At 37.3% G+C, this 20,186-nt stretch carries 16 protein-coding genes and 1 pseudogene; 1 reads left to right on the top strand and 16 read right to left on the bottom strand.

The features are described from left to right. Nucleotides 1-316: 316 nt before the first annotated feature. The 10 genes from C406_RS0101495 to C406_RS0101450 all read right to left on the bottom strand — a co-directional run bounded on the left by C406_RS0101495 (nt 317) and on the right by C406_RS0101450 (nt 9,414). Complete coding sequence (locus C406_RS0101495) at nt 317-1,390, bottom strand: branched-chain amino acid aminotransferase (protein WP_017378816.1); 1,074 nt, start codon at nt 1,388-1,390, stop codon at nt 317-319. 218 nt (nt 1,391-1,608) lie between these two features. After that, complete coding sequence (locus C406_RS0101490) at nt 1,609-2,493, bottom strand: proline iminopeptidase-family hydrolase (protein WP_017378815.1); 885 nt, start codon at nt 2,491-2,493, stop codon at nt 1,609-1,611. Between the two features lie 106 nt (nt 2,494-2,599). Continuing rightward, nucleotides 2,600-3,385, bottom strand: coding sequence for a nucleotidyltransferase domain-containing protein (locus tag C406_RS0101485; RefSeq protein WP_017378814.1), 786 nt, complete (start codon nt 3,383-3,385; stop codon nt 2,600-2,602). A gap of 126 nt (nt 3,386-3,511) precedes the next feature. Next, nucleotides 3,512-4,228 (bottom strand): sulfite exporter TauE/SafE family protein, encoded by a 717-nt coding sequence (locus C406_RS0101480; protein WP_017378813.1) that lies wholly within the window; start codon nt 4,226-4,228, stop codon nt 3,512-3,514. 182 nt (nt 4,229-4,410) lie between these two features. Next, a complete protein-coding gene (locus C406_RS0101475; protein ID WP_017378812.1) occupies nt 4,411-4,860 on the bottom strand; it encodes an SRPBCC family protein in 450 nt (149 codons plus the stop codon). Between the two features lie 15 nt (nt 4,861-4,875). After that, nucleotides 4,876-5,028, bottom strand: coding sequence for a hypothetical protein (locus C406_RS20415; protein ID WP_017378811.1), 153 nt, complete (start codon nt 5,026-5,028; stop codon nt 4,876-4,878). A gap of 113 nt (nt 5,029-5,141) precedes the next feature. Beyond that, a complete protein-coding gene (locus C406_RS0101465) occupies nt 5,142-6,530 on the bottom strand; it encodes an MATE family efflux transporter (protein ID WP_017378810.1) in 1,389 nt (462 codons plus the stop codon). A 197-nt stretch (nt 6,531-6,727) separates the two neighbouring features. Then, nucleotides 6,728-7,348 carry a hypothetical protein gene (locus C406_RS0101460; RefSeq protein WP_017378809.1) on the bottom strand — a complete coding sequence of 207 codons (621 nt, stop codon included), beginning with the start codon at nt 7,346-7,348 and terminating at the stop codon, nt 6,728-6,730. Between the two features lie 17 nt (nt 7,349-7,365). Beyond that, nucleotides 7,366-8,556 carry a ParM/StbA family protein gene (locus C406_RS0101455; RefSeq protein WP_017378808.1) on the bottom strand — a complete coding sequence of 397 codons (1,191 nt, stop codon included), beginning with the start codon at nt 8,554-8,556 and terminating at the stop codon, nt 7,366-7,368. Nucleotides 8,557-9,132: 576 nt separating this feature from the next. Continuing rightward, on the bottom strand, nt 9,133-9,414 hold the full coding sequence (locus C406_RS0101450; protein WP_192812562.1) for a hypothetical protein: 282 nt from the start codon (nt 9,412-9,414) through the stop codon (nt 9,133-9,135). Nucleotides 9,415-9,653: 239 nt separating this feature from the next. Here C406_RS0101450 and C406_RS0101445 point away from each other — a divergent pair, with 239 nt between their 5' ends. Next, nucleotides 9,654-10,202 (top strand): ECF transporter S component, encoded by a 549-nt coding sequence (locus tag C406_RS0101445; RefSeq protein WP_017378806.1) that lies wholly within the window; start codon nt 9,654-9,656, stop codon nt 10,200-10,202. 115 nt (nt 10,203-10,317) lie between these two features. Here the strand turns inward: C406_RS0101445 and C406_RS0101440 are convergent, their stop codons facing one another. From C406_RS0101440 to splB, 6 genes and pseudogenes are all read right to left on the bottom strand, one after another. Further along, nucleotides 10,318-11,856: a malate:quinone oxidoreductase gene (locus C406_RS0101440; RefSeq protein ID WP_017378805.1), complete on the bottom strand. Its 1,539-nt coding sequence runs from the start codon at nt 11,854-11,856 to the stop codon at nt 10,318-10,320. 563 nt (nt 11,857-12,419) lie between these two features. Continuing rightward, nucleotides 12,420-12,915: pseudogene (locus tag C406_RS19170) on the bottom strand (LURP-one-related/scramblase family protein). A gap of 289 nt (nt 12,916-13,204) precedes the next feature. Continuing rightward, nucleotides 13,205-15,436, bottom strand: coding sequence for a catalase/peroxidase HPI (gene katG, locus C406_RS0101430; RefSeq protein ID WP_017378803.1), 2,232 nt, complete (start codon nt 15,434-15,436; stop codon nt 13,205-13,207). Nucleotides 15,437-16,253: 817 nt separating this feature from the next. After that, nucleotides 16,254-17,447, bottom strand: a complete 1,194-nt coding sequence (locus C406_RS0101425) for a DUF4317 domain-containing protein (protein WP_017378802.1) — start codon at nt 17,445-17,447, stop codon at nt 16,254-16,256. A gap of 589 nt (nt 17,448-18,036) precedes the next feature. Continuing rightward, nucleotides 18,037-18,372: a DUF378 domain-containing protein gene (locus tag C406_RS0101420; protein WP_017378801.1), complete on the bottom strand. Its 336-nt coding sequence runs from the start codon at nt 18,370-18,372 to the stop codon at nt 18,037-18,039. Nucleotides 18,373-18,707: 335 nt separating this feature from the next. Beyond that, entirely contained in the window at nt 18,708-19,736 is a 1,029-nt protein-coding gene (splB, locus tag C406_RS0101410; RefSeq protein WP_017378799.1) for a spore photoproduct lyase, read from the bottom strand. Nucleotides 19,737-20,186: the final 450 nt, after the last annotated feature.

Below are 20,186 nucleotides of genomic sequence, written 5' to 3'. Positions count from 1 at the left end.
GACTTAATATGATAATCTACAAACTTAAAAAATTTCCTACTAATATATCCGTAACAACTACAAATTACTTCATGCCTTTAAAGCCATCCAGCTGCCAACATGGTGGACAGCCGTTCCGTTAAACCCAGAAATACCCGCGTAATATTCTTTAACTACTGTAACTTAATCAGTTGCAGTAATGTTTTAAATTGATTTGCACTTGAATGCTTAGCGCCATCGATTGACTAGTTTAATGTAAGATGCCCTCACAAGTAAAAATCTACTCGTGAGGGCATCTTTTGCAATTACTACATGGGTTATTTTCTACCCATTCTTTTTATTTAATTTCTACTGTCCAATCGTGTAGATCTTCTAACTTGCCAGTTTGAATACCTGTAATCGTATCGTATAATTTTTTAGATACTTCGCCTATTTCATTATTGTTAATAATCATTTTTCGACCTAACCAATTCAACTCTCCAACAGGAGAAATGACCGCTGCTGTCCCTGTGCCAAAGGCTTCTTCTAGCTTGCCTTCCGTATATGCTTGAGACAACTCTTCTATAGATATTTTTCTTTCGACAACTGGGATGTCCCATTCTTTTAGCAATTCAATAATTGACATTCTTGTAATTCCTTTTAGAATGGATCCATTCAATTCAGGAGTTACAACTTCACCATTAATTTTAAAGAAGATGTTCATGCTACCAACTTCTTCAATATATCTTTTTTCTACGCCATCTAACCATAAGACGTCAGCATTACCTTCTTTGCCTGCTTTGGCTTGTGCTTGGAAACCAGACGAATAGTTTCCTGCAGTCTTCGCCATACCAGTCCCACCTTTTACAGCTCTAGTGAACTGGTCTTCTACACTGATACTGACCGGTTTAATGCCCCCACTAAAGTAAGATCCAACAGGTGCAAGGATAATCATTAGTTTATATGTTTGGGAAGGTGCTACCGCAAGACCCGGCTCCGTTGAAATGATATACGGACGTATGTAAAGAGAGGTTCCTTCTTTAGATGGCACCCAATCTTGTTCAAGGCTAATCAATTGTGTAAGGTAATCCATCACACGTTCTTCATCAATAGGAGGTATACATAAACGTTCGCTAGATAGATTTAATCTTTGTAAATTCTTATCAGGTCTGAATAATAAAATGCGATTATCTTCTCCTCGATAGGCTTTCATTCCTTCAAAGACAGTCTGTCCATAATGAAAAATCATAGCGGCAGGGTCTAATGTGATTGGTGCATAAGGAACAATTCTCGGATCATACCAACCTTTACCTGTTTCATAATCCATGATAAACATGTGATCCGTAAAAGTTTTACCAAATGGAACTTGATCCTTTTGAATTTTGTCTTTCATATTCGTACTTTTTACGATTTCAAGTTCATATTTACTCATTGTCAGGACCCCTTTTGTCTATGTCGATTGATTTTATTTTACACCCAACTAATGTAATTTTAAAGTCTCTCATTTCATTTATAGAGTATATTTCCCTCTAAAGCAACCAAAAAACATTTGGATATCTGAAATATCAATCATTTATTGCCAGTTAAAGTACATCTAAAGCCATCTGTGGTTTCGTCACTGAAGGCTTTCAGTATTATTTACCTACTATTTTAAAATTCATTTTGCGAGATTAGACTGTTCAAAAAATTTCGAACGTTATTCGCATATGTATAAGGTTCTTCTACTCCAGGCATATGTGAACTGTTCACGAATACATGAAACTCAGATCCTGGAACCAAATCTGCATAGTATTTCGTTGTTTTAGGCGTTGCTTCATCAAAATGACCGCATGTAAAAAGACTTGGAATGATGATTTCGTTCAATCGATCGGTTACATCAAAATCTTGTAATGTGCCGGTTACGGTAAACTCGGATGCTCCCCACATGAATCCATAAATGGTATGGTTCGATTTTTTCATATTGTCCAGAAGTTCTTGTGGCCAAGGAAGTGCTCGGCACACATGACGTTCATAAAACTGAATCATAGCCTGTTGGTATTCATCTGAGTCAGTTGTATGGTCTCGTTCACTACGTTCAATGATATCCTGTGACTCTTGCGGTAAACCCTTCAAATAGTCTTTTTGGTCACGCTCCCACATACGTGCGCTCAAGCACGGACTAGAAAAAATTACACTTTTTACGCCTTTTGGTTGTTGAAGCAGGTACGCTGCTGCGAGCATCGTCCCCCATGAATGTCCGAGAATATGAACTTCCTCCAATCCTAGGGCCTCTCTTACTTGCGACAATTCTTTAACGTAACGTTCTACAGTCCATAATGACAAATCCTCAGGACGATCAGAATTCCCACAGCCAAGCTGGTCATAGTGAATCACCGGTCGATCGTCACCTAAAAGTCTTAGTGGATCCGATTCTCTGCTCATCCCACCTGGTCCACCATGCAGCACCAGTAGAGGGACACCAGGGCCATCTCCGGTCTTTCTATAATAAACATTTCCACCTGTAACCGGAATAAATCCTTCTTCTGTATGATTCATCTAATCGTCACCTTTCAGTTTAGATAGTTAATAGTCAGTACTATTTTTTCGGAAATTTTAATACTATTTGCAATGTCTTGTCCAACATTAGATTCTTTTAACACCCTTATCCCCAAACTTCATTCAAGGTACTTCTAAATAACACATTTAACTTTGCCGTAGGATCTTCAATATCTACTGAAATTGTTTTGACGAATGCTTCCAAACGCTCCATTTCATTTCCCAGGAAATAATTGATCAGATGAATTCTTGGTTCCAAATCTAATTCATCACCTGCCATTTTACGTTTTAAGAGAAGTTCGATCTCACTTTTCACCTCGCCGACAGGCAATAGTTCATTTACTAGTTCTTGAAAACTAATGGGTGGCACTGTTCGATTCTCTTCAATCCACTTACAAGCCAATACAGGTCTAAGCACATAGAAATACTTTTTACTTTTCACTTCTGAGCCTTGTAAGTATTCACGATAATTGTTTTTCGCCATATTTAAATAATGATAGATCGTCGCATTGGGGTAGAAAACTTGAGGTTCCAACTCCCACATTTGATCAATAAATGAATACGCTTGATAATAAACAATATCACTTCTCATCCATTCAAGGAGGGCTGGATTACTTTTACGAAAAAGCCGTAATGCTTTCGTGATTTCCCATCCACTTATATCCAGCAAATCGTTGATAGGCACTTCAATTACATCTCGCTTCTTACCCACTCCCTGTGGATCAATGGACAGATACCAATCTGGTTGATGAACATAAATGAACCTTACATCATAATCACTGTCTTTCGAAGGAAATCCCCATGCTCGGCTACCAGATTCCACAGCGTATAACACTTTCACCTGATAGTTTTCTTCAATTTCTATAAGTTTCTGTCGAATTAATTCTTTCATTTACTTAAACCCCTTTTAAATAAATAGTTTGATTAAGTCCCAGAACAACATTCACGAACGATATTCCCGTAACCGATTTCAAGCTTATGAATATCCTACAATTTTCGATTCCCTATTTTGATTTATTCACTTCCAACCCTCGATTAACATATAAATGCCTGTAAATAGCAGGATTATATATGTAAATATCCGGAAAAAATTTTGGTTAATCGATTTAAACAAAATCTGACCCAAAAATAAACCTACAAATACGATAGGTAAGGCATACATACTTGAAATCCAGATCGTTTTATTTGTTCCAGTAAAAATAACTTGAATGATTAAACTCATCAAATAGATAAATAAATAAAATGCTAAAGTAGTACCTCGCAATTTCGATTTATCAGTATCTGTTCCTGAAAAATAAAGCAATAGGGGCGGTCCGGGCATGCCAATACTGCTTGTCAACATTCCCGACAGACCACCTACAACTATGTCTTTTCTTCTTGTTTGAGTGATACGGAACTTTAGTATTAGCAATAGAGTTAAACCTAAAATGATAAGGCTTATTCCCAACATCAAATTCTTTAAATCCAATACTAAAAAGATCATAATACCTATTGGTAATCCACTAGTACTACCTATAATAAATCGTTTCAAAATCCCATAGTCTATATCTTTTTTTATTTTAATGATTAAGGCAAAAGATATGACTAGCGATAAAATTAAATTGATTTGAATCGCTTCCATTGGTTTAAATAATAAAAGAAGAAATGGTGTAGCTAAAATTGAAAAACCAAACCCTGTACTTGTTTGTAATATGGAGGCAACCAAAATGATGAAAATAAATATAAATATATCCAAATAAGCACCTGCTTTTTCTTAGAAAATTGGGTCTATTACTGATTCTATTCTTATAACTTGGGATAGTGCTTATCGCAGTTATTAAGGTTTTTAATACCCAATGTCTAACAAGGTATATTCTTTAAATGGCTCATTTGTCAGGCGTTTGAGAACGTTTAGGCTGAAAAGTAAATTCATTCTGTTCACATATTTAACCCTTCTTTTCGCTCAATAAAGTCTTTTAGTTTGTCAAGATGATCTCCATCTTCCTTTTTAATTATTGCTGTAATAATCGGTTTCAGAAGGGCATTCTTGAAACCTTTTGTCCGAATAAAACCTTCAAAATTAACAACTGTTCCGCTATCCTGTGGATGAAAAGAATAGTGATATCCAATTAAAATTCCATTAATTTCACTTTTCACAGAATATTTTTGGTTAGAAACGTATTCTGTAAAAATTAATATCGACTCTATCGTTCTTCCTCTAACTTCTCTTATTTCTTTTATTTTCGTTCCCTTTTGAACCGGTCCTTCCGTTAATATTTCAATTCCTACTACGTTATCCATGATGAATACAGAATTGTTGAAATCTGATGCAGCCTTAAATACCTTTTCCACAGGTGCGTTGATATGAACTCCTTTAATAAAAGCCATTATATTGACTCTCCTTTATTCTTCAATCTGAATTGGTATATAGCTATCTGTTTGATTTACGTCATATTCCGAATTAATTTGTATAGTCCAATAAACTTCGATCAAAGGCGTCCGATAATTCTTACATTTTTCATTTATTTCGTTATACTTTTGCATTTTATCTGACATTCGACCGCCTCCACGGAGTTATAAATAACATATCATAGTGACTGATTTAATTCTTAACAATTCTAGCTATAATAAAAAGCAATGAGGAACTCCTCACTGCTTTCGTTAAAAATTTATTGAGTTGTAGCTTTTTTCTCTGAAGTTTCAAGGGGAACAAGGGCATATTTTTCCCAAGCTCTACTTTTCCAACGAAAATACATAATTATAGCTCGTGTCCATTCATCTACTGTAATGGCTAGCCATATACCTGGGAGGCCCATATTTAAATGGAAAACTAAAAAGTACCCTAATGGTAAGCTCATCAAAACCATTGAAAATACACCTATTAGAACAGGGAATTTTGCATCCCCAGTTGCACGTAAGGAATTAATGATCACGATATTCATCGTACGACCAGTTTCTAAAAATATACCTAGCAAAAGAACGGATGCTGCTATTTTAATGACCTCAGGATTATCCGTAAACAAGCCGATGAGCTGATAGCGGAAAATCATCACGAGAATAACCATAATTACTGTAAAGATAAGAGCATATTTCAAACTTTTCCATAATCGCGTATAGGCTTCTTCTTTTTCATTCGCCCCCACTAATCTGCCAATAATGATGGCCGTACCCATACCTATAGCAATGGCAAATAAAAATGTGAACATGGAGATATTCATAGCATATTGTCTGGCAGCTAATGATGCTGCACCCAAATATGTTGCGTAATATAAAAAGACCAGTTGACACGCTTGATACATCACTTGCTCAAACGCTGCCGGAATCCCTATATTCAATATTCTACCAATATATTCTTTTGATAGTGTAATGTAATAGTGAAACTTTATACGATATTCGACTACTTGATAGAGTAACCAAAAGAAGAAAATCAGTGCAATAAAACGGCTAATGACGGATGAAATAGCTGCACCTTGAACACCCAATTCTGGAAATCCAAAGTGACCAAAAATCAGCAAATAATTGCCGACAACGTGAATAATGTTCATACCTAATGAAACGAACATGGTTTGTTTTGTATAGCCATGTACGCGAATAATGGCAGCTAATGAATTAATGATGGCCTGAAGAAAAATTGCCCCTCCGACAATAGACAAATATTGTTCAGCATGCGCCAATACCTCTCCTTGTAGATTCATGGCTGTCATCATACTTTTTGAAAACACCAGATAACCAGCACTGATCAGGAGACCAATACCTAAATTTAATGTAACAGCTAGGGCAGATATTTTGGATGCTTCTTTCAATCGCTTTGAACCAAGGTATTGAGATACAACAATTGCCGCACCTGTTCCGACTACCTCTAGTACTAAAATGGCTATATGTATATACTGATTGGCTGCACCAACGCCTGACACTGCATCGTCAGATAGTGCACTGAGCATGAACGTATCAACGATTCCCATTAACATAAAAAGAAACACTTCTAAAAAAATAGGCCAAGTTAAGTTAAATAAATTCAGCTTATTTCCATGTCTATTTTCAGCTTTAATCGTTGACATTTTCCCACCCACTTCACTAAGATCTTTTCACAACATTAAAATTTGCTATAAGAATGCCCTTGTTACGATTAACGTAACAAGGGCATTTAATTTGATAAATTCTAATCGACTGCGTTTAAAATCAACATTAATCTTGATTTGTTATAGACAATTGGTGAGATGAATTGATTTTTATGGCTTTTATTAAATAGCCATAGTTATTTATTCATTTTTGATAGGAAACCACCAAGTAAATCATCTGCATCCTCTTCTTCAACATGTTCGTCTGAATCTACCTCTGAAGCAGCATGCTCTTGTTTAGCCTTTTCCCAATCAAAGTTCATCAAATCATCTTCCAGGTCTTCATTAACAAATACTTCTTGATTTACCTCTAATTTAGTTGAGTTGTTAGACTTAAAGCCGGCTGATGTTAATTCTTCATCTATCTTTTTAGTCTGACTGTCTTGTAAATACAACGCTTGGTCAATATCCAAAGCATTGCTATTAAGGGATGCCAGCACTGACATCGCGCGAGCTGGATCAGCTAACAATTGATAGACAATACTCCCTAACAATGCTTCTGAATGTGAATGTTTAAGCCAGCTACGCTGTTCCTTACTTAATTGTTTTGGAAGAGGAATCGTTACTGTTTCTCGTTCAATGGACAAGGAGTGACTTACCCCTTCTAAAATAAACTCTGCCATTTTGCTAGAAAAGTTTCTTCTCTCAGTATCCTTTAACTTTTGCATTTGCTTTATGATGTGTTCAGGAGTGTCAGCAGGAAGACGAAATGTAATCGCCTGCCCCCTCTGAATGCCAGTCATTCCTGACTTTTCCATGAAATCACCCTATTTTTCTACTTTTTGTTTACTAACTCTTTATTTTTTACTTCTTTATTATTTACTTCTTTATTATTCTTTCTAACAAAATCAGAGATTAATTTATAATAAGCATTTGCCATCATCCAAATACTTTCCTTTTCGTCTTCAAAGAATTCAATATTGTAGCCATTTAAATTATTATTAATTGTTTTGATATATTCTTTTAAAACGATGGCTCCGCCGCCTACAAAATAACAGATTTCTGTTTGGGAATTTTTTTGCCAAACATTACGTAAATGGCGATATTCTTTCTTAGCTAACTCTAAAAGAATTCGATCTGTAATATCATGGACGCTTGTGCGGCTTCCTTTTACCATAATATGATTTCGATCATTTTTTCTAGTGATGATATCTACAACATCTCTGCGACTATCTAATTCAACACCATGTTTTAATCTAATTTCTTCTCTTATTGCCTCTAAAGCTTCAGATACGCCAAGATTGAACCCCTGTGCTTTATCATCGTCTACGTTACGATTTTTAATGACAGCCACATCAGTTGATAGGCCTCCAATATCCTGAATCAAGATACTCTTGTCAATTAAGTCTCTGTTAATAATATTTAAATCTTTGTCCATTACCAAGTTAATATAGGCAGCGAACCCCTCAGGGTAAATCTTTACTTGGTCAAATTTAATATTAACCTTTAATCCCTGGTATTTAGGAGTTACTAAAAATTCAACTTGATGAACCGATCCTAATAGCTGTGAGCGATAACCTACATCTTTTCCTTCTTTTACTTCACGAAGTGGTAATCCCGTACCTAGCGTATAATTTGCATCAATTACATTATTATTCTTTTTGAAAATACCAGAATTTTCTTCCCTAACTGCATCTAATGCTAAAGAAGCAAAGAGCATAACCAAAGTTTGATCTTCCTCTGATTTGCTGCTACCTGGGTCTAGTTCACTTGCATTGTCGCTTTTTGTCGCTAAGCTACCAACACGATAAACAACATTATTCTCTCTTAAGGCAGGGGAGTGAACTTTAATATGAATTCCCTCAATCGGATCCTTTTCATTTAAGTCTTCGATTCCTATAACTGGTCTGTCTTCAGTAGCCCTCGCAATTACATTGGGTATGTATAATTCATAGTCCGACTTTCCAAATAAAGCTTTAACCGAGTCATTTCCTACATCAATTGCACAAATTCTAGAAGTATTCATCAAATCATTCCTCTCATTTATATGTTTCTATTTCAATCTTAAATTAAAGATTATACCAGGTTAATAGCTGAGTCAATCCATCTATAGTTGTACTCTTAAAGTATACAATTAGACTCTTTTTGTATACTTGTAAACAATATTGTATACATCCTTATTTAACGGCATGTGTACATCTTTGTGTACATGTTTACACTTTTGTATACTTATTGTTTTCAAAATGTGTACACGTATACATTTTGAAAACAATAAAATATTTTTAAAGGAATTACTTTTACTAGTGGAATAATAATCCATAAATTTAGAGAGTAAGGTTAAAATCTGTACTTAAAGTAGAGAAAGGAGGAGTAAAATAAGTATATTTATAATCTTTCGACTACCAAATATAGCAATTTAATGATGATATTACTTACAAACTTCATCTTATTGAAGGAAAACTACACTTATTTATTAGTTATTTGCCATAAAACTTGTCATAAGATAGCTTAGATTACGTCTTTTTCTAATAAAAAGCAGCTATTGACCGACCATAGACCGTAAAAGGTACAATTAATTATCCTATATTGAAGCATAATGTAACTAATTAACCTTTTTATTAGAATAAATTATACTATCAATTACCACTCCTACTCCACATCCGAATATTAATCCAAATGCCAGATTGCTACTAATAATTCCATATAGTAAGCCAATTCCTAAACCTAATGCAGTATAAACCCCCGATATTTCTTTTCTATTTTTTTCAACTATTATGACTCCTTTTTGATTAAATTCAAATACAAACGATATGAACTTTTGTACTGAACTGCTTGCCGAGATCATTGGGCGCAACTCACGCAACAGGCCGATGAGTGAACTCAACAATCGCCAATTTCAACAAATTTCAATTGGGAATTGACCTTACAAGGTAGTGCCTTGTCGCCTTTTTAAGGTTTTAAATTTGACTTCATTCTTAACTGACCCCTAAGAATTATCTAAAATTGATACTTTTAACTAGACCAAGACTTTGCTACTATTAGCAGGAATATAGAACGCTTAAAGAGTTTACAGTAACTTCTGAAGACGCTCAAAAATTGAATAGATAAAGGACGGTACAAGCTATGCAAAAAACTATAACAACCACTTATTCAAACAAACGAACATTCGATTTGATCCTGACCTCAATGGCCATTGCCCTTGTCTTTGTTGCCACGTTGTTATTGAATATTAAATTGCCAATTACGGCGAATGGCGGTTTGGTCCACTTGGGAACAGCAATGCTCTTCATCATCTCCATGTTATTCGGCCCTAAAAAAGGCCTCATCGCCGGAGCTATCGGAATGGGATTATTCGATTTGGTATCTGGCTGGACATTATGGGCTCCGATAACCATATTGGCACGTGGACTTCAAGGATATATCGTAGGAAATATTGCCTGGTCAAACGGCCTCAACGGCGGCAGCAAAACTTTCAATATCATCGCCGCTGTCGTCTCAATTCCCGTTATGCTCGTTGTCTATTACATCGGTGAAGCCATCATCTTTAGTAGCTGGATTATCCCTGCAGCCTCGATTCCGGGCAATATCGTCCAAAACGTGGTCGGACTCCTTGTCGCTATTCCAGCAGTAATTGCGCTGAAAAAAGTTCCATATTTTAAAAAAGGGTTATAAATTTAGATAATATTAGATAATAAAAAGGAGAAAGCTTCAGCAACGAAGCTCTCTCCTTTTTAATTTATTCTAGACGTACTATTGAAATCCCATTGATTAAAAAAGGGTTACTACCTTATTCATTTACCAGTGTTACTTCCTCGTCAGTAGAGGCAGAAGCAGAAATATTCATTTCGTTCAGGCCAAGCACCTTTGCTGTTGAAGTGTGAATTTCTTCAAATAGTTGTGGATTGTCAGCCAGTGAAACTCCGTAAGAAGGAATCATTTCTTTTATCTTCGGTTCCCACTCTTCCTGATGCTGTGGAAAGCATTTTTTGAATATCTCAAGCATGGCGTGAACGGCAGTAGAAGCACCTGGAGAAGCCCCCAGCAAAGCAGCTATCGATCCATCAGCAGCGGTGACAATTTCAGTACCAAATTGAAGCGTCCCTTTACCACCGGCCTCTGTATCTTTGATGACTTGCACACGTTGGCCTGCTACCACTACATCCCAATCCGCGAGTTTAGCGGTTGGAATAAATTCCTGCAATTCTTCAATGCGCTTTTCATTCGATAACAAGACTTGCTGGATCAGGTATTTTGTCAATGGCATCTCTTTTGCTCCTGCAGCCAGCATAGTGAAGACATTATTCGGTTTTACTGAACCGATCAAATCAAGATTGGAGCCTGTTTTTAAGAACTTTGGCGAGAAGCCGGCAAATGGTCCAAACAGCAACGATTTTTTATTACCGATAAATCTTGTATCTAGATGCGGAACCGACATCGGAGGAGCTCCGACCTTAGCTTTGCCGTATACTTTTGCATGATGCTGCTCAACGATTTCCGGATTCTTGCAGACCAGGAACATCCCACTTACCGGGAATCCTCCAATATGTTTTGATTCGGGAATACCGGTTTTTTGTAGCAAAGGCAAACTTCCGCCCCCGCCTCCGATAAAGAGAAATTTTGCAGTATGGTATTCAATTTTATCGTTATCTATATTTTGAACTTTCACTTCCCACAAGCCGTCGCTGGTACGTTTAATATCCTTGACGCTATGCTTGTAGTTGATCTCCACTTTTTTATTCTTTAAGTGGTCAAACATCATTTCCGTTAAAGCGCCGAAATTGACATCCGTTCCAGAGTCAATTTTTGTTGCTGCAATCGGTTCATCAGATGTACGGCCATCCATTATGAGAGGAAACCATTCTTTCAGCTTTTCAGGATCATCGGAATATTCCATTCCTTTAAAAAGAGGATTCATTGACAGCGCTTCAAAGCGTTTTTCCAAAAATCTTACATTGTTTTCGCCCTGTACCATACTCATATGAGGTATTGGCATAATAAAGTCCTGCGGGTTGCTGATTCGCTTATTGTTTACAAGATAAGACCAAAACTGTCTAGAAAGCTGAAACTGTTCATTAATTGCTATCGCTTTGCTGATTTCTACAGATCCGTCAGATCTCTCTGGTGTATAGTTAAGCTCGCACAGCGCAGCATGCCCCGTACCCGCATTATTCCACTCGTTGGAGCTTTCCGCTCCCGCTTTTTCGAGCTTCTCAAACACTTTGATTTCCCATTCCGGTGCCAACTCTTTGAGCATCGCTCCCAAAGTCGCGCTCATGACTCCAGCACCAATTAAGATAACATCTGTTTTTTCATGTCGGTTGCTCATTATAACCTTCCTTATCCCGTATATTTTCAAAAAAAGAGGAAGACGCCCCTGACTAGGTTTCACAAAAAGCCAGGCTCAATCAAGGAACACACCTTTTCTGCCTTATTTATTACCATATCACAATCTATATCTACTTTTAAATTAAATTTCTTCTATCAACTCATAATTATAAACTATTTATAGCCGGTAATAAAGTGGGAAGCTTTACCGCTGATCCTCAGAATTACATAAAAAGAGAGGGTTTAAGTCCTTGTCAGTGCAGCGGTTCACTCTGAAATTAAATTTTATTTATGATACTGTTCACTTCCACACCCATTCTAGCGGGTTTTTCAACTATTACATTTAGGTGCAAATAAAGTATTGGATTGATGTAAAAATCATTTTACCCCAATAAAATAATTCTAATTAGAATAGGAGCCAAATAGTCATAATGCTAGTAGGCTCCTTGAATTAGATATTTTCTTTTATACTTCAGATGCTTCTAAACCATGCATGATTTCCCCGATTTAAATTTCTACTTTCTAAAAAGAGCCCGACAGCATTTTACATTTGATGACTTTATTTTACGTCACAGCTGCTGAGGAAGCAGCTGCTTGATCAGCCTTCACACAATCAATTGCGACAACAAGTGCAATAATGATGAACTCCATCTCTTCATTCAATATTTGAACCTTGTAACTATCACCCCAAGTGAACCATTCCTTGCTCACTTTACCGACAACTTCACCGTACTGTAACACCTGAAAATCCATTTCCCACCAGTTTCCATGTACATCAATACCTGCCGGGTCAATCGTATAGCGTTCTTTAATGAAGGATAACTCCTTCTTAATCGTTAATACCTCTTGACCATTCACTTCTACAAAAAACTTTGGTAAAAAACTGAATATCTTTTTTGTAATGAGTGCAACTTCTTCTCTTGCTGTATTCATAATGGAGTAAGTCTTTGGAATTTGCATAAAACTACCTTCCACATAATAAACATCCTTCTCCTGCTGGTCTTTACCGTAAATTTGCCACTTAGACTTAACACATTTGCTTTATGTAAAGTTGATTCATACTATGCCTCCTTTTTGAGAAGATTAGTTGTGATAAAAGTAGAATTCAATATAAAATTTGAGCATAATAAAGAAACTAATTGCTTTCTTGTCCTTTGTTGGATCGAAATATATTCATTACTTATATTCAACAGATTAGATAGAAAATCCTTCTAACTAAAAAAGGTGCGCAAAACAATGTCACATCCCTTTATACATATCCAATTTAAAAATATGCGGGGATGTCTAGAAAACTATTTCGTAAAAAAAATCCTAGTCAGCGTTATGCTTCTGACCAGGATTTTTTCTAATTATTTTTGTAGATCAAAACGATCGGCATTCATCACTTTGTTCCATGCTTGGATGAAGTCGCGAACGAATTTTTCTTTATTGTCGTCTTGTGCATACACTTCGGAAATTGCACGCAGAATGGAGTTAGAGCCGAATACTAGGTCAAAACGTGATGCAGTGCGGACTACTTCGCCTGTCGCACGGTTTTTGCCTTCGTATTTATTGAATTCTGCTGGCGTCCATTCGATGTTCATATCCAGCAAGTTGGTGAAGAAATCATTTGTCAAAACGCCGACATTGTCGGAGAAGATCCCTTCAGTTTCCCCTTGGTAATTTGCACCTAATGCGCGCATACCGCCAACTAATACTGTCATTTCCGGAGCTGTTAAGCCAAGCAATTGCGCTTTATCAAGCAGCATTTCTTCTGGGCTTGTAGCATATTCTTGCTTTTGGTAGTTTCTAAAACCGTCTGAAACCGGCTCCAACACATCAAAGTTTTCCTTATCCGTTTGTTCTTCGAGTGCATCTCCGCGGCCTTGAGTGAATGGAACGGCAATATCAAAACCAGCTGCTTTTACAGCTTGTTCAAGCGCAACATTTCCTCCAAGCACGATCAAGTCGGCGATGCTTACTTTATTTCCAGTGCTTTCTTTCAAGCTTTCATAGAAGCTGAGCACTTTTTCCAACTCTTCCGGCTCATTAGCTTCCCATCCGCGTTGAGGAGCGAATCGGATGCGAGCTCCGTTTGCACCGCCGCGTTTGTCTGAATCGCGGTATGTACTGGCAGAAGCCCAAGCTGTTTTAACCAGCTGTTGTGGATTTAATCCACTTTCCAGGATTTTCGCTTTCAGCTCATCCAATTCCTTGTCTTTTAATGTACCCGGTGCTTCCGGTACTGGATCTTGCCAGATCAATTCTTCTTCCGGAACTTCTGGTCCCCAATAACGGTCTTTTGGCCCCATGTCGCGGTGAAGAAGCTTGAACCACGCACGAGCAAATGCATCTTGGAACTCATCCATATTTTCGTAATAACGGCGGGAAATCTTTTCATACGCCGGATCCATGCGAAGTGCCATGTCGGCAGTAGTCATCATTGTCTTCACTTTAATTGAAGAATCTTCTGCATCAGGTGCCATCTGGTGTTCTGATAAATCTTTTGCAGTCCATTGATACGCACCGGCAGGAGATTTCGTAAGCTCCCACTCGTATTCAAACAATTGCTCGTAGTAGCCATTATCCCATTGTGTCGGATTGGCTGTCCAAGCTCCTTCAATACCGCTTGAAATGGTATCGTGACCTTTTCCTGAACCGTACGTGCTCTTCCAACCAAGTCCAAGGTTATCCATTACAGCGGCTTCTGGATCGTCACCTACGTTGGATGGATCTCCAGCGCCGTGGGCTTTACCAAACGTATGTCCACCTGCGATCAACGCAACTGTTTCTTCATCGTTCATCCCCATGCGCGCAAACGTTTCACGGATATCGACGGCACTTGCTAGAGGGTCAGGTTTACCATTTGGCCCTTCTGGATTCACATAAATCAAGCCCATCTGAACCGCAGCTAGAGGGTTTTCTAAATCGCGATCACCAGAATAACGATTATCTGCTAACCACTCTTTTTCATTCCCCCAATAAACGTCCTCTTCTGGTGCCCAAATGTCTTCACGACCTGCTCCAAATCCAAAAGTTTTAAAGCCCATCGACTCAAGTGCTACATTTCCTGTTAACAATAGCAAATCGGCCCAGGAAATTTTGTTTCCGTACTTTTTCTTAATTGGCCATAGCAAACGACGTGCCTTATCTAAGTTTACGTTATCTGGCCAACTGTTTAGCGGCGCAAAACGCTGATTTCCAGTAGAACCGCCTCCACGCCCGTCTGTATTTCGATAAGTACCTGCGGCATGCCATGACATACGGATGAATAATCCGCCGTAGTGGCCATAGTCAGCTGGCCACCATTCTTGGCTGTTTGTCATCAAATCACGAAGATCTTGCTTTAATGCATCATAATCCAGCTTTTCAAATTCCGCTTTGTAATCAAACTCTTCCCCTAGAGGATTCGATTTCTTATCATGCTGATGGAGAATATTCAAATTCAGCATATTCGGCCACCAGTCTTTATTTTGCGTTTTGCCTGGTTCGTTCGATGTCGTAATCGCACTATCGCTGTGCCCGCCTGTTACCGGACATTGTGCATCTCCTGCCGCTGTGTGGCGCTTTTCATCATTGTTATCATGTACATTTTTTTCCATTTCCTAAACCCTCCTAAATAATAATGAAAAATAGTGAATTTCTATCTATAACTATTATTACTGGGTGTTTCTAATGACGGATAGTCATTCTTACATTAGAATTATACTAAAGTGGAGATAGATTGAAAAGTAATAAGCATGTAAATGTTACCCAATGAATATCTATATTTTTAAGATTAAAGAAACACCTAGTTCTAGTTTAACTTGGGTACTCCAAGAAATACATTGATAAGCGTGCAATTTTATGAATTTTCGGTAAATTTAGCGCGTATGATGTATCTGTATGTCATACAGATGAAAAATACTGATTCAAACCAACTATAGATTTAGACAATAACTGCGTAAACATAATAAATTCAGATTATTAATATATAACCAGATAGGTTTATGAAGCAGTAAATATTTAAGGTCTTTCTTAGAATTGGAAGTCAAATTATTTTAGTTCCCATTTTGAAGAATAATCTAAGTAAGCTACTTTACTTATCGGTATTTTCACAGAACATATTCTGTTGCAGGGAGTGTCGCAAACGCAAGTCCAATATCAAATTATCAAATAAAGTTACGACTCTCTCAGAAAGAATAAGTACTATTACTAGTATACCAATAAGTAAATAGTAGTTTATCTTTAAACTTTTTAAAAATAAATACTACGCTATTCACTAAGATAGAGATTATTCTTCTATTTTATACTATTAGTAACATTAACGAGAGAACCGTACTTACTTATGATAAGGTTCCCCGTGGCAGGTCTAAATGAGGAGGTTTTTACCCTTTTACATTTTAGATAGCTGGCTGAAGGATCGTCCAAATCTCTCTTCTACTCCAACAGATCTTCAGGAAGCAGCTTAAATCCTTCAATCATCGTGTCTTCTTCCACCTCAATCATTAGACAGCGTTTGCCATTGTAATTGACCTGTTTGACATATCTCAAGTCTTGTGGGCTGATCGTAATATTCGCTACTTTCGTGCTGATTTTGATTGACTTGGACGCGTAACTTGGAACGATATGGCTTGCTTTCATTTCATATGTTTTGTCTTCGATCACCTGCTGAAAGGCTTTTTCCACTTTTTCCGTATTCACATCTGTTACGCCACTCGCTTTCAGCACACGTTCAACCTCTTTAGTATCCAAAGTAGGACTACTCCCATATTCGTCCTCATCCTCTTCTTCCATCACTAACATATTATTGATTTCATCATATACACTTGCGAGGGTTTTCGAATTCACTTCATCACCAATTACTGCTTTTACAATTTCTTCAAACACCGCTTTATCTTCCTCGGCAGTCATGATTTCCTTGCCGTTCAACACATTCTCGATAAATTGTACATCCGGTTTATTCGCTTTGCCCGCAGCATAAAGGATGTGATTGATGTCTGCGGCGTTGTTCGTGAAGCAAGGAAACAGAAATCCACCAATTGGAGAGGCAAGTTTAATGACGGGATCGGCCAGCAGACTCGACTTAAACTCTCTTTCGACAAAATCAAACACCAGTGAACGTTTCGGCAGTTCGGTCTGATTCATGCTACTGAGGATAAATGGAGTGGTATACACTTCATTCCGAATGTCTATTTCCGTTTCATCAGGATTGCGTTTCGTCGGTTTATTATAATTTCCACGAATAAATGTGACGACCATGTCCTTATCATATTGGGTGTCCTCAACCATTTTTAAGGCAATACGCTGCATATTCACTTTCCATTCACTGACCTTTTTTGCATGAAGCCCCTCATATAAAAGTCGCTGCGTATGGTCGGTTTGTCCCTCTTCTTGACGCTGAAACTTCACCTCAAACAGCTTCACATCCAATTTCCCGCCTAATACCTTTTTAAAGTTATCAAGGAACAGTTCTTGCTGCTCCCGGTCCAACAAGGAAAATGACTGGCTCTCCTCATGATAGATATCACTGCTTTCCTGCTTGATGTAAACGTTATAAATGTCATCGATATTCAGTAAATCAGTATCCACCTTAAATTGTTTGCGAATCGCTGCTATGTCATTCTTATTCATCTCTAATTCCAACTCCCTAAATCCGTATCATGTACAAAAAAGCATCCAAAGCTACAGTTTAGCTTTTGACACTTCTTTATTATAACAATATTTAAGATGAAGAAATGAACACAGTCAATATTGGATTGAGTCAATTTTTTGTATATGATATTTTGGTCTAAGGGATAACTTTTCCAATATAGTTAATTGTCTACACTTTGGCATCCACGTCATATTTACCTAGTTTCTTAAGAATAGATCTGAATCTGCTGTGTCCATTATAAATTGTCCTTTCTAAAATGTAGGTTTAGTACTTTCATTTTACAAGATAGGACGATTTTTTGTATTTATTGTTGGTCTAAACGCTTTAGTTAAAGTCTTTACTACACAAAACAATAAAATAAAAATGCCGAAACCTAAACTGTGTTTCGGCATTCTTATGCAGGTGGTACTGAGAAAATACTATTAATGGAGGTCGTTTCGTTTCTAAGTGGCGGTACCCTAATTTACCAAAGCATAACAGTTTGACAAGTTGCACTCGAAAACTTTACAAAAACCGTCCAATACCTGTAACAGCCACATGAGACAAGCACCTGTTTTCTTGTTGCAATTAATCTACAGAATCCTTACCACGGTTCGTCTTTTTCAATTTAACATCCTGCTCTTTTGTAAGATCCGGTTCCTCGCCGAATTCTGTTCTTAAATTTGAATTGGCGAAACGTGCAGGTCGGTCGGTAACCTTGTCGACCTCTTCATTTGGCTTAAATAATAGACCGAGACATATTAGACCACCAATCCCTACAAGAGCATAGACAATCCTAGACAAGATTGCATCTTGACCACCAAATATCGTTGCAACTAAATCAAATTGAAATAATCCAATCAAACCCCAGTTAAGTGCACCGATAATAACTAGAGATAGTGCGATCCGTGAGAACATACTCATACTTAAACTCCTCCTTCGATTAAAATATTATTGAATCCGTAATTACCGTAAGCAGTTTTGAACCGCTACTTTACATCAGTTGTTTCAATTACTGAATAGGTACGACGCATATTGATTCGTACTTATCTTTTGCCAAAACCGCTTTTTAATACATATTTATCATATGAAGACAGGTCACAAACAATCATAGTTAATTTACAAACGTTTTTTTATTATTATTCGCATTTTTTTAGTGCCTGTCTCCCACAATTTAAAGGAGATGATAGAAAGGATTAACAGCAACAAAAAGCGTAAAGTCCCAGTTTCCACTGGATCCTTACGCTTTTTTTGATTACTCAAGTAAAATACTCCAACTTCGCATTCGGAAAGTACTTTTCCATATAGCCGTATAGATATGACTTTATTTCATCCTCTTCATCCTTTTGGTAAATATACTTACCAATTCCATACTTGCCCCATTTGTAGCGTCTTTTTTCTTCATCTAACTCCAATTTTGTCTTCGGATAATTCTTTTCAATCACTTTTTTTGCGGGCTTCGTAAAGCGGTGTTGAATGTATTCAAATGTAATATCGTCTCTTGCATCCTGTGGCAATTCTTCGTCAAGTCGCTCAAACATGCGGCGATATCCTTCCTCCCAGCCTTCATGAAGGTATATGGGAGCAATGATAAAACCTAGTGGATAGCCTGCTCTCGCCACTTTCCCTGCTGCCTCGATTCTTTTATTCAGAGGAGAAGTACCGGGCTCAAAATTCTTAATGACATAATCCGCGTTTATGCTGAATCTGAATCGTGTATTGCCATTATGCTTGGCATCCAGTAAATGGTCGACAAAATGAAATTTGGTCACAAAACGTAGTCTACCTAATTCTGTTTGACCAATATGTTCAATTGCTTTCTTTAATGAATGCGTCAAATGGTCAATTCCCACTATATCGGATGTACAGGCAGCTTCGAAGCGGGTAATCTCAGGTGCACGTTCTTCGATGTAGCGATCAGCCGCTTCGAAAATCTCTTCCACGTTTACGTAGGTTCGAATATACGGTTTGCTGCCCATCGTCGTTTGCAAATAACAATAATGACAATGCGCCATACACCCTGTAGCAAGAGGGATTGCATATTCTGCTGAAGGCTTGGACGTATCAAATTTTAGCGTTTTTCGTATACCAACGACTAAGGTGGATTTTGCGATACGATATTTTTGAGCGTCCGTATCCCCCGGCAAATCCCGAATTTGATTATGCGATGTCGTAAAGCGCGTTTCAATCCCCATTTCCTCAAACTTTTTCTTCAGTTCTTTTCCAAGAGGATAATCAAGTGCCTGGGGTTCAAAATATACAAGTTGTGGAGTAAAGGGTTTATTCATACTGAGAACTACCTAATTCAAAATTAGTATCCATTTGATCACCTTTCTCTTTTTTATATAGCTTGTCTTAAAAATGAGAAGTTATGAAAATGAACGTAATTTTGGGTACTTGTTCACAACATTTTTAGTTAAAATAATACAAGTGAATAATGCAATTTAGAACCTCAGTCACATTCACTTGGGATTAGTAACTATTCACCTTGGTGAGTTGTTATATTATTACCTTGCATAGGCCAGTCAAACAATGAGAAAAAATACCAAACTAGTAAAAACCTCATTTACTTATGGTAAGGTTCTCCGTACTATATCTAAATGAGGGTTTTTTAAATTGGGGTTATTCCCCTTCTAGTTCCTTAAAGTATTCCTCATAAGTTTCTTGGTAGTTACTATTAAAAAAGTTATAAGGTTCTGTTAAGTCAATTCTGTTAAATTTATAATCTTTAATTACAT

The sequence above is a fragment of the Paenisporosarcina sp. TG-14 genome (genome assembly GCF_000297555.1).
GTDB classification, from domain to species: domain Bacteria; phylum Bacillota; class Bacilli; order Bacillales_A; family Planococcaceae; genus Paenisporosarcina; species Paenisporosarcina antarctica.
Note: the sequence above shows the minus strand (reverse complement) of the source record. Positions and strands in the feature narration are given on the sequence as shown.